We start from the raw sequence: 13,199 nt of genomic DNA on the forward strand, positions 1-13,199 counted from the left end.
GAAAACTCATCCAAAGTGCGGTCTATTTTTTTAGTTTTTATTTCAACAATTCACGGAGAGCTGAACCGATTTCAGCGAGACTTCTCACTGTCTTCACACCCGCAGTATCAAGTGCGGCAATTTTATCTGCCGCTGTTCCTTTTCCACCGCTGATAATCGCTCCCGCGTGTCCCATACGCTTGCCTTTTGGTGCTGTTACACCTGCGATATAAGCCACCACTGGTTTTGTCACATGAGCCTTAATAAACGCAGCTGCTTCCTCTTCTGCAGAGCCACCGATTTCACCAATCATCACGATAGCTTCAGTTTCAGGATCTTCTTGGAACCGTTTAAGAATATCAATGAAGTTAGATCCTGGAATAGGATCGCCACCGATCCCGACACAAGTGGATTGACCGAAACCTTCATCTGTCGTTTGTTTTACCGCTTCATAAGTCAAGGTGCCTGAACGAGAAACAATGCCTACTCTGCCTTTTTTATGGATATTGCCCGGCATAATACCAATCTTACATTCATCCGGTGTAATCACACCTGGACAATTTGGGCCGATCATCACAACACCCGTTTCATTTAATTTTTGTTTTACCAACAACATGTCCAATGTTGGAATGCCTTCTGTAATACAGACTACCAACTGAATACCTGCATCAATGGCTTCTAAAATAGCATCTTTACAAAATGGTGCGGGCACATAAATCATGGTTGCCGTAGCCTCTGTAGCTTGCACTGCTTCACGCACTGTATTAAATACCGGCAAACCTAAATGCGTTGTTCCGCCTTTATTTGGTGAAACGCCCCCCACTAACTTGGTGCCATAAGCCAATGCCTGTTCACTGTGAAATGTCCCTTGCGCACCAGTGAAACCTTGGCAAATTACTTTTGTCTCTTTATTAATTAAAATCGCCATGATTATTCTCCTTTTGCCGCTTTCACTGCCGCTTGTGCTGCTTCTTGTAAACTATGTGCAGCAATTAAATTCACACCACTTTCGGCTAAAATTGCTCTGCCTTGTGGAGCATTGGTTCCTTCTAATCGAACCACAACAGGCACTTTCACACCGACTTCTTGAATCGCCGCCACAACACCTTCAGCAATAAGATCACAGCGTACGATTCCACCAAAAATATTCACTAAAACAGATTTCACATTTTTATCTGTGAGAATAATTTTGAAGGCTTCAGCAACACGCTCTTTCGTTGCACCGCCGCCAACATCAAGGAAGTTTGCAGGGTTGCCACCATATAATTTCACGATATCCATGGTTCCCATAGCAAGCCCGGCGCCATTGACCATACAGCCGATATCCCCTTCCAAGGCGACATAGTTAAGCTGATATTTTTCTGCTTCGGCTTCACGTGCATCACTTTGACTTAAATCGCGTAAAGCTAATAAATCAGGATGTCGATAAAGTGAGTTATCATCAATGCCCACTTTCGCATCTACGCAAATTAAATTGCCTTCTTTTGTCACCACGAGCGGATTGACTTCAACTAGAGAAAAATCTTTTTCGATAAAAAGCTGAGCGAGTTTTACAAAAATCTCGGCAAATTGTTTATTTTGTTCGCCGCTTAAACCAAGTTTAAAGGCTAATTCACGGCCTTGATATGGCATTCCACCCACGAGAGGATCAATTGTCACTTTATGAATTAATTCAGGCGTCTCTCTTGCCACATCCTCAATGCTCATCCCCCCTGCTGAAGAAGCCATAAAAACCACTTTCTGCGAAGCGCGATCAATCACTGCACCTAAGTAGAGTTCTTTCTCAATCTGGCAGGTTTCTTCAATATAAATGCTATTAACGGGTTGGCCTTTTTTATCAGTTTGGAAGGTGACTAAATGCTGGCCAAGCCATTTATCTGCAAAAGCACGCGCCTCTTCTGCATTATGCACGAGCTTCACACCACCAGCCTTTCCACGTCCACCTGCGTGAACTTGACATTTCGCTATCCAAACATCACCATTCAGCTGAAAGAGTGCCATTTCAGCTTCATCTGCCGTTTGGCACACGACACCTTCACTCACAGGCAGAGCATATTGCTTAAAAAGCTGCTTAGCTTGGTACTCATGTAAATTCATATTTCCTTCCTATTTTTGATGTTGTTTAGCGAAACAAACAAAAATTTGACCGCACTTTGTTTTATTTTAAATTCTGGGCTTGCCCTTTCTATATTGAGTTATATACTGGGACAGAATAACCACAACTCATGTTAAGGATAACAACATGCAAACGAAAAAATCAAGCAATCTTGCGATTGCACTCATTTGGTTTACCGCTGCTATTTCAATGGCAGAAATTCTCACGGGTACTTGGTTTGCACCACTAGGATGGAAACAAGGTTTAATCGCCATCATCGTTGGGCACTTTATTGGCGGCTCGATGTTTTTCTGTGCAGGTTACATCGGCGCGAAAACCCAAAAAAGTGCTATGCAAACGGTACAAATTTCATTTGGTGAAAAAGGCTCTGCGCTTTTCTCTTTACTTAATGCCATGCAATTAATGGGATGGACTGCAGTCATGATTTATATGGGCGCTGACGTTATTTCCATCTTAAATCAAACACCTGATCCTTCACTCTTCCCATTCCTTACACTTGGCTTAGGCATACTCATCATACTTTGGCTACTACTCGGCTTCACTAAATTAGGTATCTTCAAAAGCCTCTCACTTGTCACCATGTTTTTACTGATGCTGTGGCTAAGTATTCAAGTAGCTAATAAACCATTTATTGCCATGGACGTTGCACAAAATATTAAATTTGGTACTGCTGTAGAAATTGCTGCCGTCATGCCACTTTCTTGGTTACCTGTAGTATCTGACCACACGAAGAACAGCGAAACACCATTTAAAACGACCGCACTTTCAACGCTAACTTATACCGTGACCAGCTGCTGGATGTATGCTCTCGGCTTAGGTGCAGCATTAGTGACCGGTAAATCTGAAATCTCACAAATTCTTTCTCTTGCTGGTGTAAGTGTTATTGGTGTATTAATTGTCATCGCCTCTACCATGATTAACACTGCACTTCCCGCCTATTCCACCGGCATGAGTTTAAACAATATTTTCCCTCAATTAAAAGTCACGCCAATCTCCGTACTTACCGTGATTGTGGGCATTATATTAGCCTCAACCTTACCAGTGACAGAATACGAACATTTCTTGTTCTTTATTGGTTCAGTATTCGCGCCAATGATCGCTGTGCTTATTGCTGATTTCTTTGTGCTTAAACAGCATGATGTTAAAAAATCAGTTGATAGTGTTGGACTCGGTGTTTGGTTTGTCGGCTTCGTGCTCTATCGTTTCCTTATGACAAAAGGTTGGGAAACCGATTTAGGTCTGACTTTCCCTGTTATCATCATTACCTTTATCTTAGCAATCTTAGTACGCAAAATAGCTAAATAAAGATCGGATTTTAACTATAGAAAGGCGGGCATTGTTCCCGCCCTTTTATTCACATCAATGTAAAAAAGGCTTTTCCCCTCAAAAGAGAAAAGCCTATGTGCTTAGATTTCTAATAATAAACGAGTTGGATCTTCTAATAAGTCTTTAATCGCCACTAAGAAGCCTACTGATTCACGACCATCAATTAAGCGGTGGTCATAAGATAAGGCCAAATACATCATCGGACGAATCACCACTTGACCATCTACCGCAACAGGACGTTCTTTGATGGCGTGCATGCCTAAAATCGCACTTTGCGGAGGGTTGATAATTGGTGTGGACATTAAAGAACCAAATACGCCACCATTAGTAATGGTGAAGTTACCGCCTGTTAAATCTTCAACGGTTAATTTACCATCGCGGCCTTTTTCTGCTAGTGCTTTGATTTGTTTCTCAATATCCGCCATGCTCAGTTTATCGCAGTTGCGTAGTACAGGTGTTACCAAACCACGCGGCGTAGAAACGGCAATGCTAATATCAAAATAGTTGTGATACACAATGTCATCACCGTCAATTGAAGCATTCACCTCAGGATAACGTTTTAACGCTTCAACCACGGCTTTAATGTAGAAAGACATAAAGCCTAAACGTACACCATGTTGTTTTTCAAATTTTTCGCCGTATGTTTTGCGTAATTTCATAATCGGCTGCATATCCACTTCATTGAATGTGGTGAGCATTGCGGTGGTATTTTTCGCTTCCAATAAACGTTCCGCAATACGTTTACGTAAACGGGTCATTGGTACACGTTTTTCTGAACGAGAGCTATATGCCACGGTACTAATGGTATTCTGCTCTGTCGCCACATCTTGTTTCGCTTTTTGTGCATCACGTTTTGCCACTTCACGCGCAATATCTTCACGGGTAATACGGCCTCCCACACCAGAGCCTTGAATTTTTTCTGCATCTAAATCGTGTTCAGCTAATAAACGACGAATAGCTGGACCTTGATCAGCTGAATTATTGTGACTATTTTCAATGGCTGCTCTTTGACGATCAGCCGGTGTTGGCTCATTGTCTTTCACTGTTTCAGATGAAATATCGCCAGCCTGTTGAGTAGAAAGTTTACCTAAAAGCTGTTTACTTACTACGGTTGCACCTTCTTCTTGAAGAATTTCAGTCACTACGCCATCGTTTAAGGCTGGTACTTCAAGTACCACTTTATCTGTTTCAATTTCTACTAATACTTCGTCACGTTTTACCGTCTCACCAACTTTTTTATGCCATGTTGCAACAGTTGCATCCGCAACGGATTCCGGTAAATCTGGAACAAGAATTTCAATTGCCATTTTATTTTCCTTTAAATTATTCTTTCTTTAAAAATTACTGAAATTTCGACCGCACTTTTACAGTGTCAGCGCGTCTTCTACCAATTGTTTTTGCTGTTTGGTGTGTAAAGACATGTAACCTACCGCAGGTGAAGCTGAGGCAGGACGACCCGCATATTTTAACTTCACATGCTCAGGAAGCGAGCTGTCAAAATTATGCTTACTACAATACCAAGCGCCTTGGTTCAATGGCTCTTCTTGACACCATACATAATCCGTCACATGAGCATAAGGCTCTAATGCTTTCTTCACATCTTCATGTGGATATGGGTAAAGCTGCTCAATACGAATAATCGCCACATCGGTTTGGTTATTCGCACGACGTTGTTCCAAAAGATCGTAATACACTTTACCTGAACATAGGACGACTCGTTTAACTTGTTTTGGATCGATGTTATCAATTTCACCAATGACTGTTTGGAATGTGCCATTTACTAATTCATCTAAACTTGACACGGCAAGTGGATGACGTAATAAGGATTTTGGTGAAATACCAATTAATGGACGACGCATTTTACGGATCGATTGACGACGTAGCATGTGGTAAACCTGTGCTGGTGTAGATGGAATACACACTTGCATATTCTGTTCTGCACAAAGTTGTAAATAACGTTCTAAACGAGCTGATGAGTGCTCTGGACCTTGGCCTTCATAACCATGTGGTAATAACATCACCAAGCCACACATTCTGCCCCATTTTTGTTCGCCTGAACTGATAAATTGGTCAATCACGATTTGTGCACCGTTTGCAAAGTCACCAAATTGCGCTTCCCAAATGGTTAATGTTTTTGGATCTGTTGTCGCATAACCATATTCAAAAGCTAATACGGCTTCTTCGGATAATACAGAATCCCACACCTCAAAACGACCTTGGTTGGCATGTAAATGTGTTAATGGCACATAACCTGTCCCGTCATTTTGGTTATGCACAACCGCATGACGATGGAAGAACGTACCACGTCCCGCATCTTCACCCGATAAACGAACATTAGCACCTTCATCTAATAAGGTTGCGTATGCCATAGTTTCCGCCATACCCCAATCGAACAATTTCTCGCCTTTTGCCATTTCACGGCGATCAGCATAAATTTTTTCTACACGAGGATGAGCACGCAAGGTTTCTGGATATTCACTGACACGCTCCGCTAAAGTTTGGAAACGTTCTTGTGGGAATTTACTTTCGTAAGGGGATGTCCAGTCATAGTTGAGATATTGCAACCAGTCCATTTGGGCGATATCCATTTCTCGCCATTCTTTCACTACGCGATCACCGTTATCTAAGGCATCACGATAGAGATTCATCATTTCAATGGCTTCTTCTTCGGTAATCACCCCTTCAGCAATTAAACGATCTGCATAGACTTTACGTGGCGTTGGATGTTTTTTAATGATGCTATACATCATTGGTTGAGTGGCTAATGGTTCATCTGCTTCATTATGACCATGACGACGATAAGAAATGAGATCAATGAAAATATCGCGTTTGAATAAATTACGATATTCCACCGCCATTCTCGCCGCAAAAGCCACTGCTTCAGGATCATCACCATTCACATGAATAATCGGTGCCTGAATCATTTTCGCAATGTCTGTACAATATTCTGTTGAACGGGTGTCATTTGGGTTAGAGGTGGTAAAACCAATTTGGTTATTGATCACAATACGGATTGTTCCACCAACGGTATAACCACGTGCATTAGACATATTCAAGGTTTCTTGTACAACACCTTGTCCCGCTACCGCCGAATCCCCATGAACGGTAACCGCTAATACTTGATTACGCTCTGTATCGTTCTTTTTCGTTTGACGAGAACGTACCGCACCAATAACCACTGGGCTAACAATTTCTAAATGGGATGGGTTGAATGCAAGGGTTAAATGCACGCGACGATCACCGACCGCAAAGTCAGAAGAGAAACCTTGGTGGTATTTCACGTCACCTGTACGCTCGCCTGAATGTTTACCTGCAAACTCATCGAAAAGATCTTCGGGTTTCTTACCGAGCACGTTTACTAACATGTTTAAACGGCCACGGTGTGCCATACCAAACACCACATCTTTTACACCTTGTTTGCTCGCATGACGAATAATTTCTTTCATCAATGGAATAAAGGCATCACTTCCCTCTAAAGAGAAACGTTTTGCACCTGGGAATTTCGCACCAAGATAACGTTCTAAGCCATCTGCAGCGGTCAATTCGCTTAATAAATTAATTTTTTCTTCTTTGGTAAAGAGCGGTTTATTTAATTGGCTTTCTAATTTACTTTGTAGCCAATTTTTTTGCTCCATATCCTGAACATGCATAAACTCAAGACCAATTGAGCCACAATAGGTCTCTTTCAGCATTTCAGCTAAATCACCTAATTTGATGTTATCTCGATGATAGACATAGTGATTAATATTGAAGGTTTCATTGAGATCCTGCTCGGTAAAACCGTGATAACGGTAATCCAATTCAGGTACGGTGGAGACTTTCCAACGATAATAATTGATTGGGTCAAGTTTCGCTTCTAAATGGCCGCGGAAGCGATACGCATTGATAAATTGGAGGACTTTGACTAATTTGGCACTGGCTTCTGGATCGATAACCGTCACGGCTTCTGTTGTATTTTCTCGCGCTAAACGACGGAAATAATCACGGACTGGTGAATGTGGTTGCTCTGCGGCGGTTGTTTTTGGCAATGCATCAAATGTGGCACGCCAGCTTTCATCGACTGACGATGGATCTTCTAAATAACTTTCGTATAACTCTTCAATATACGATTGATTCGCCCCACCTAAAGCAGTTGAAGCCAACCATTCATCAAAGGCATTATAATGCTGCATATCTACCCCTTGTATTACATGATGTTGTCCGCACATTATACATAGGATACAAAAAGAAATAATCCACCAAATCACACTTTGTTACAATTTTGTGATCTACTTCAATAAAAAAACCGCACATAAAGTGCGGTCTGTTTTATCTATGCTTTCTTAGAAGCTTAAGAATGGTGTGATTTTCTCAATTGTGGCTTCACCGATACCATCAATATTTGAAAGTTCGGCAGCGTTTTTGATTTTGCCCACTTTGTTACGGTAATCAATGATCGCTTGTGCTTTTTTCTCACCAATACCAGAAAGTTTTTGTAAGGTTTCAGCATCCGCTTTATTGACATTCACTTTTGCAGAAGAAGCGACTTTCTCTTTGGCTGCATCTTTTGTAGAAGCCGCTTTTTCTTTCACTTCTTTTACTTTGTCTGCTGCTTTTGTTTTTGCATCAGACGCTTTCTCTTTTGCACTCTCTTTGACTGAATTTAATTTTTCAGTAGCTTTATCTTTAATTGAGGGTTGATTACTCTCAGTCGCTTTTTCTTTTAACGCTGATGCTTTCTCTTTTACCGCATCTTTTGCAGAAGTTGCTTTATCTTTCATTGCATCTTTTGCAGATGTCGCTTTTTCTTTAGCCTCTTTTACTTTATCTAATGCAGTTGATTTTGTTGAACTTGCACTATCTGTCATTGATTTAAGCTTATCATTTGCTGCATTTTTCATATCAGCTTTTGTGCTTTCAACCATTGATTTTGAATTGGTTACAACATCTTCTTTTGTTGGCAATACGGAAGTATTCGTTGCTAATGCAGAGCCTGATACCGCTAATGCGAGTGATGTTAATGTTAAAAGTGATTTTAAAGATTTCATAAAAACTCCTGTTTTATTATCAATAGGTTCAAGTAGCGAACCTGTATGCTAAGACTTCTCTTCAGAAAATTAGTTCAAAACAAAAAACGCCCCTAATAAGGAGCGTCTTTAAATTTAATGCTGACTAGTCATCGCTTGAGAAGATAGAAAGTAATCTTAATAAGCTAATGAATAAGTTGTAAATTGATACATAAATATTCACAGTTGCACGAATATAGTTTGTTTCACCACCGTGAATAATATTGCTGGTTTCATAAAGGATTGTCATTGTTGAGAACACCACAAACAATGCACTGATCCCTACCGCTAGTGCCGGAATTTGGAAGAAGAAGCTTGTCACAATCCCTAACAATAACACGATAAATAATGAGAAAATTGCGGTAGAAAGGAAAGACATATCTTTCTTCGTAGTGAGCACATAAGCTGAACACGCAAAGAAGACGATTGCTGTACCTGCGAATGCAAGCATAATTAAATCTTCCATTCCTCTCGCCACATACATGTTTAAAATTGGCCCGACGGTATAACCCATAAACCCAGTAAACGCGAATGCAGCTAAGATTCCCCATGCACTATTTGCTAAGCGGTTTGTCACGAAAAGTAAACCGTAGAAACCCACAAGTAACACGATAAGGTTAGGATAAGGCAAGTTTAAGCTCATAGAGATATAAGCAACAACTGCCGAAAATGCCATCGTTAATCCCAATAAGAAATAGGTATTACGTAGCACTTTATGTGTGCTAAGTAGTGATTCTTCCTGTGAATTAACAACAATGCGAGATTGCATAAAAGCTCCTTATTTTACAAAGAATAAAGTTGATGAAACATCAATACGTAAAGTAAGGACTATAGGTCAAAAAGTCAATGGTAAATCAAGAATTTGTTTTAATTTTTAAATTTAAGAAGGTAAAAGTGATCTACCCCCAAAACCTGGACATCTAATTTGAGATGCAGATTATGTCCTACTCTTATCAATTTCGTTTGAAAATTATCAAACTCGTCACCGAACAGGATTATGGTATCCGTGAGGTGGCTAAACTTCATCAAATTTCCCATGCTCTCGTCATTTATTGGCTAAAAGCATTTCGGGAAAGAGGGCTTGATGGCATAAAATCGCCTTATACAAACCTTCAAACACCGAAAGTAGTGAAGCCAAAGATGAAAAAGAAAGGCATTGAAATTCCAGAAACCACAGACTTTTCACCTAAAGCGGCTTAAAAATAAGCCGCTTGTCATCGTTATTTTTCAGCAAACACTCGAATTTGCTCTGCGCCTAAATGCCCTGGCACAGTTTTCTTCACATTTAAATCAGAATCTAAAAATAGATTAAACGGATAACCTCGAACATGAACACGATCAATAATATCACCATTTTCATCTAGCAAGACTTTAATATTTTTATATTCTAGCCCTTTGTACCATTCAATAAAATCAGCAGGTGATTTTTCACCTTTATGACCTGGCGAAACAATGGTTATGACTTCAAATCCACGATTTTTTTCCGCACTTAAATCATCAATTTCAGCTAAGCCAGCCAAGCAAATTGGACACCAAGATGCCCACATTTTTACATACACAGGTTTGCCTTTATATTGGCTTAAAGTAACTGGCTGATTGTTTAAGTCTTTGAGTTGAACATCCGCCAAATTAGTTTGTGCAAAAGTGTTTAGGCTGAATGCCATTAAAAATATTGATAGTAGTTTTTTCATTGTTTTTTTCCTTTTATAGATTTCTTTTGTTGAGGTTATGTCTTACGAAAAATTATTCGTAATCAATAAAATGCCCATCACGATAATTAAAATTCCGCCACCGATTTTAAATTTGTCTAAGTGTTTATTTAACCCTTTGGCACGTTTTAGCAAGCTATCAGAGAAAAACGAAAACAGCACAAAAGGCGTTGCTAAACCAAGTACATAAACAAACATCATTGATGCACCGTAAAGTGCAGAGCCTTCATCGCCTGATAAAGCTAACACGGAAGCCAAAATCGGGCCAATACAAGGTGTCCAACCAAGACTAAACGTTAAACCAAGCACAAATGCCTCAAGTGCGGTCGATTTTCCTGATGTTTTGATTTCCACTAATTTCGTGCGTTCCAACAAACCAATTTTGAAAATGCCAAGTTGATGAATACCCAAAATAATCACGATAACGCCAGCGATAATGCGGGTAGTGTTACTAAATAAAATATTCCCTAAAAAACCAAAACTAAAGCCTAGACTTACAAATGTAAGGGAAAGCCCTAAAATAAATAAAAAAGTATTTAGGACTTTTTTACCGCCTTTACTCAAAATACCAAAATAAATTGGAATAATCGGGAAAATACAAGGCGAAAGAAAAGAAGCAAGCCCAGCTAAAAATACAGTTCCAATAAGGAGTTGTTGATCTAACATCCTGCATCTCCTTATTTTTTAATTGATTGAATCAAATATCCGTATCCTGCTTTTTCCATTTCAGCTAACGGAATAAATTTAATTGATGCGCTGTTAATGCAATAGCGCAAACCGCCTTTATCTTTCGGGCCGTCATCAAATACGTGACCTAAATGAGCATTGCCCGCACGGCTTAGCACTTCGGTACGTTGCATATTAAAACTATTATCTGTTTGATAATGCACTACCTCTTTTGCTATTGGTTTCGTAAAACTCGGCCAGCCACAACCCGATTCAAATTTATCATTTGAAGAGAAAACAGGCTCGCCCGTGGTGACATCAACATAAATACCCGGTTGGAAGTTATCCCAATATTCGTTACTAAAAGAGCGTTCAGTATGTTTATTTTGAGTAACGGAATATTGCAACGGTGTCAATTTCGCTTTAAGTTCTGCATCACTCGGTTTCGGATAATCTTTCTCGTCAATCATAGGTTCATCTGCTTTGGTAATATCAATATGGCAATAACCATTTGGATTTTTCTTTAAATAATCTTGATGATATTCTTCTGCTACGATGTAATTTTTAAGCGGCTGCACCTCAATTTGCACTGGTTTTTTATATTTGGTTTGAAGCTGGGCGAGTGCTTGTTCGATCACCGCTTTATCTGCCCCATCTTGATAATAAATCCCTGTGCGATATTGTCTGCCACGATCGTTACCTTGTTTGTTTACACTCGTTGGATCAATCACTTTAAAATAATATTGCAATAATTTATCGAGCGAAATTTGATTTGCATCGTAAGTGACTTTTACTGTTTCTGCGTGATCGGTTACGCCAATCATCTGATAACTGGTTTTTTCCGTATTACCATTGGCATAGCCAGAAATCGCATCTTTCACCCCGTGAATGCGCTCCATATATGCTTCCATACCCCAGAAACAGCCACCAGCAAGATAAATTTCTCGAATGTTTTGTGTATTTTCCATTGCCATTTTTTGTTCTCCAGATGATGATGTTGAATTTTGTATTGCTAAAGTTGGTGTAGCACAACAAAGTGCGGTAATAAATAGAAATGTTTTTGATAGTTTCATTGTTTTTCCTTATGATGTGAAAATTAACGTTACATAAGGTTAGACGGCGGATAATCCGATTTCTTACAGATTTTTGTAAAATTTTTAAAGAAATTGACTGAAATCCATTGTTATAACCAATAATAAAGAGCTAAAAAACACTGTTTCGCCCTCTTTTCTAAGGTAAAAAAATCTATATGCAATCATATTCCACTCCTTCGCTTTATCACAAAGCGGTGCAAAGTATGAGCCGCCGAGGAAATTGCTATGATAATGCGGTGATTGAAAGTTTTTTGCGATACTAAAATCAGAGTGTTTTTACTCTCGGACTTATCATTCAATTGCTGGATTACAGGCTAAAATTGAAGAATATTTAGTGTATTACAACCCAAAACGCATTAAACTTGCTTTCAAAGGATTGAGCCCAGTGCAATACCGATCTCAATATTTAAGTTAACTAACCTGTCCAACTTTTGGGGGGCAGATCAAAGAGCGATTAATTTCATCATTAAATTTGACCTCACTTTCTTTTAACAAGGACAATCAAGGAACAATCATGCAACTCCCTACCCTACAATCCGCAAAATTAATTCGCCGCTATAAGCGTTTTTTGACTGATATTGAATTACCAAATGGTGAAGTGATCACGATTCATTGTGCAAATACTGGTGCAATGACTGGCTGTGGTGAAAAAGGCGATACCGTTTGGTACTCTCATTCTGATAGCCAAACTCGCAAATATCCACACAGTTGGGAATTAACGCAATTAGCAAATGGCCAACTTGTTTGCATTAATACTCACAGATCCAATCAGTTAGTCTTTGAAGCCTTGCAAAATAAGCAAATTAAAGAACTCGCTATGTATGATGAAATTTATCCTGAAGTGAAATATGGTGAAGAAAATAGCCGTATCGACTTCTTACTTAAAGGTGGGGGCTTGCCAGATTGTTATGTTGAAGTGAAATCAATCACTTTTGTAAAAGGCACATTAGGGATGTTTCCCGATGCGGTAACTACTCGTGGACAAAAACATGTTCGCGAGCTTTTAGCTATGAAAAAACAAGGACATCGAGCCGTTGTTCTCTTTGCCGGATTACATGATGGCTTCGATCGTTTTAAAATCGCTGAGTTTGTAGATCCTGAATATGATCGTCTTTTAAAGGACGCCAAATCTCAGAGCGTTGAAGCTTATGCTTATGCGGGAAAATTTAACATTTCAGATGGCATTCCGACCGCACTTTCTCTCACAGAAAGTGTACCTTACATCGATTAAAAAAAATAATTGAGAATTATTTGCATTTTATTG

Annotated in this window: 12 protein-coding genes and 1 pseudogene; 4 read left to right on the forward strand and 9 right to left on the reverse strand. The window is 39.5% G+C overall.

Annotated features, from left to right (window positions below):
• Positions 1-37: 37 nt before the first annotated feature.
• Entirely contained in the window at positions 38-907 is an 870-nt protein-coding gene (gene sucD, locus DPV81_RS00940) for a succinate--CoA ligase subunit alpha (RefSeq protein ID WP_111386222.1), read from the reverse strand.
• 2 nt (positions 908-909) lie between these two features.
• Complete coding sequence (sucC, locus tag DPV81_RS00945; protein WP_111386224.1) at positions 910-2,076, reverse strand: ADP-forming succinate--CoA ligase subunit beta; 1,167 nt, start codon at positions 2,074-2,076, stop codon at positions 910-912.
• 145 nt (positions 2,077-2,221) lie between these two features.
• Between sucC and cytX the strand changes: the two genes are divergently transcribed.
• On the forward strand, positions 2,222-3,400 hold the full coding sequence (cytX, locus tag DPV81_RS00950) for a putative hydroxymethylpyrimidine transporter CytX (RefSeq protein ID WP_111386226.1): 1,179 nt from the start codon (positions 2,222-2,224) through the stop codon (positions 3,398-3,400).
• Positions 3,401-3,501: 101 nt separating this feature from the next.
• On the opposite strand, the gene odhB is transcribed toward cytX, so the two are convergent.
• The 4 genes from odhB to DPV81_RS00970 all read right to left on the reverse strand — a co-directional run bounded on the left by odhB (position 3,502) and on the right by DPV81_RS00970 (position 9,235).
• The gene (odhB, locus tag DPV81_RS00955) at positions 3,502-4,728 is read right to left on the reverse strand and encodes a 2-oxoglutarate dehydrogenase complex dihydrolipoyllysine-residue succinyltransferase (RefSeq protein WP_111386228.1); all 1,227 of its coding nucleotides are present in this window, start codon (positions 4,726-4,728) and stop codon (positions 3,502-3,504) included.
• 57 nt (positions 4,729-4,785) lie between these two features.
• Entirely contained in the window at positions 4,786-7,593 is a 2,808-nt protein-coding gene (gene sucA, locus DPV81_RS00960; RefSeq protein WP_111386230.1) for a 2-oxoglutarate dehydrogenase E1 component, read from the reverse strand.
• Between the two features lie 150 nt (positions 7,594-7,743).
• Positions 7,744-8,448, reverse strand: a complete 705-nt coding sequence (locus DPV81_RS00965; RefSeq protein ID WP_111386232.1) for a ComEA family DNA-binding protein — start codon at positions 8,446-8,448, stop codon at positions 7,744-7,746.
• Between the two features lie 124 nt (positions 8,449-8,572).
• On the reverse strand, positions 8,573-9,235 hold the full coding sequence (locus DPV81_RS00970) for a Bax inhibitor-1/YccA family protein (protein ID WP_111386234.1): 663 nt from the start codon (positions 9,233-9,235) through the stop codon (positions 8,573-8,575).
• 170 nt (positions 9,236-9,405) lie between these two features.
• On the opposite strand from DPV81_RS00970, the pseudogene DPV81_RS00975 reads away from it, so the two are divergent.
• Positions 9,406-9,660 (forward strand): annotated as a pseudogene (locus DPV81_RS00975) (transposase); the annotation flags it as partial.
• Between the two features lie 26 nt (positions 9,661-9,686).
• Here the strand turns inward: DPV81_RS00975 and DPV81_RS00980 are convergent.
• From DPV81_RS00980 to msrAB, 3 genes are read right to left on the reverse strand one after another with little or no spacing between them, the layout of a single operon-like run.
• On the reverse strand, positions 9,687-10,157 hold the full coding sequence (locus tag DPV81_RS00980; protein WP_054419358.1) for a redoxin family protein: 471 nt from the start codon (positions 10,155-10,157) through the stop codon (positions 9,687-9,689).
• 42 nt (positions 10,158-10,199) lie between these two features.
• Complete coding sequence (locus DPV81_RS00985) at positions 10,200-10,841, reverse strand: cytochrome c biogenesis protein CcdA (protein ID WP_005628783.1); 642 nt, start codon at positions 10,839-10,841, stop codon at positions 10,200-10,202.
• Positions 10,842-10,852: 11 nt separating this feature from the next.
• Complete coding sequence (gene msrAB, locus DPV81_RS00990) at positions 10,853-11,914, reverse strand: bifunctional peptide-methionine (S)-S-oxide reductase MsrA/peptide-methionine (R)-S-oxide reductase MsrB (RefSeq protein WP_005636030.1); 1,062 nt, start codon at positions 11,912-11,914, stop codon at positions 10,853-10,855.
• Positions 11,915-12,233: 319 nt separating this feature from the next.
• Here msrAB and DPV81_RS09540 point away from each other — a divergent pair, with 319 nt between their 5' ends.
• Together DPV81_RS09540 and sfsA are read left to right on the forward strand one after the other, a co-directional pair.
• Positions 12,234-12,350: an IS3 family transposase gene (locus DPV81_RS09540; protein ID WP_373897080.1), complete on the forward strand. Its 117-nt coding sequence runs from the start codon at positions 12,234-12,236 to the stop codon at positions 12,348-12,350.
• Positions 12,351-12,449: 99 nt separating this feature from the next.
• Positions 12,450-13,166 carry a DNA/RNA nuclease SfsA gene (gene sfsA, locus DPV81_RS01000; protein WP_054419356.1) on the forward strand — a complete coding sequence of 239 codons (717 nt, stop codon included), beginning with the start codon at positions 12,450-12,452 and terminating at the stop codon, positions 13,164-13,166.
• Positions 13,167-13,199: the final 33 nt, after the last annotated feature.

The organism is Haemophilus parainfluenzae (assembly GCF_003252795.1).
GTDB classification, from domain to species: Bacteria; Pseudomonadota; Gammaproteobacteria; order Enterobacterales; family Pasteurellaceae; genus Haemophilus_D; species Haemophilus_D parainfluenzae_K.

Bases quoted from the DNA above. Each gene is read 5' to 3' on its own strand.
- odhB (WP_111386228.1), bottom strand. From the start codon at position 4,728: ATGGCAATTGAAATTCTTGTTCCAGATTTACCGGAATCCGTTGCGGAT.
- msrAB (WP_005636030.1), bottom strand. From the start codon at position 11,914: ATGAAACTATCAAAAACATTTCTATTTATTACCGCACTTTGTTGTGCT.
- DPV81_RS00965 (WP_111386232.1), bottom strand. From the start codon at position 8,448: ATGAAATCTTTAAAATCACTTTTAACATTAACATCACTCGCATTAGCG.
- DPV81_RS00980 (WP_054419358.1), bottom strand. From the start codon at position 10,157: ATGAAAAAACTACTATCAATATTTTTAATGGCATTCAGCCTAAACACT.
- sucD (WP_111386222.1), bottom strand. From the start codon at position 907: ATGGCGATTTTAATTAATAAAGAGACAAAAGTAATTTGCCAAGGTTTC.
- sfsA (WP_054419356.1), top strand. From the start codon at position 12,450: ATGCAACTCCCTACCCTACAATCCGCAAAATTAATTCGCCGCTATAAG.
- sucA (WP_111386230.1), bottom strand. From the start codon at position 7,593: ATGCAGCATTATAATGCCTTTGATGAATGGTTGGCTTCAACTGCTTTA.
- sucC (WP_111386224.1), bottom strand. From the start codon at position 2,076: ATGAATTTACATGAGTACCAAGCTAAGCAGCTTTTTAAGCAATATGCT.
- DPV81_RS00985 (WP_005628783.1), bottom strand. From the start codon at position 10,841: ATGTTAGATCAACAACTCCTTATTGGAACTGTATTTTTAGCTGGGCTT.
- cytX (WP_111386226.1), top strand. From the start codon at position 2,222: ATGCAAACGAAAAAATCAAGCAATCTTGCGATTGCACTCATTTGGTTT.
- DPV81_RS00970 (WP_111386234.1), bottom strand. From the start codon at position 9,235: ATGCAATCTCGCATTGTTGTTAATTCACAGGAAGAATCACTACTTAGC.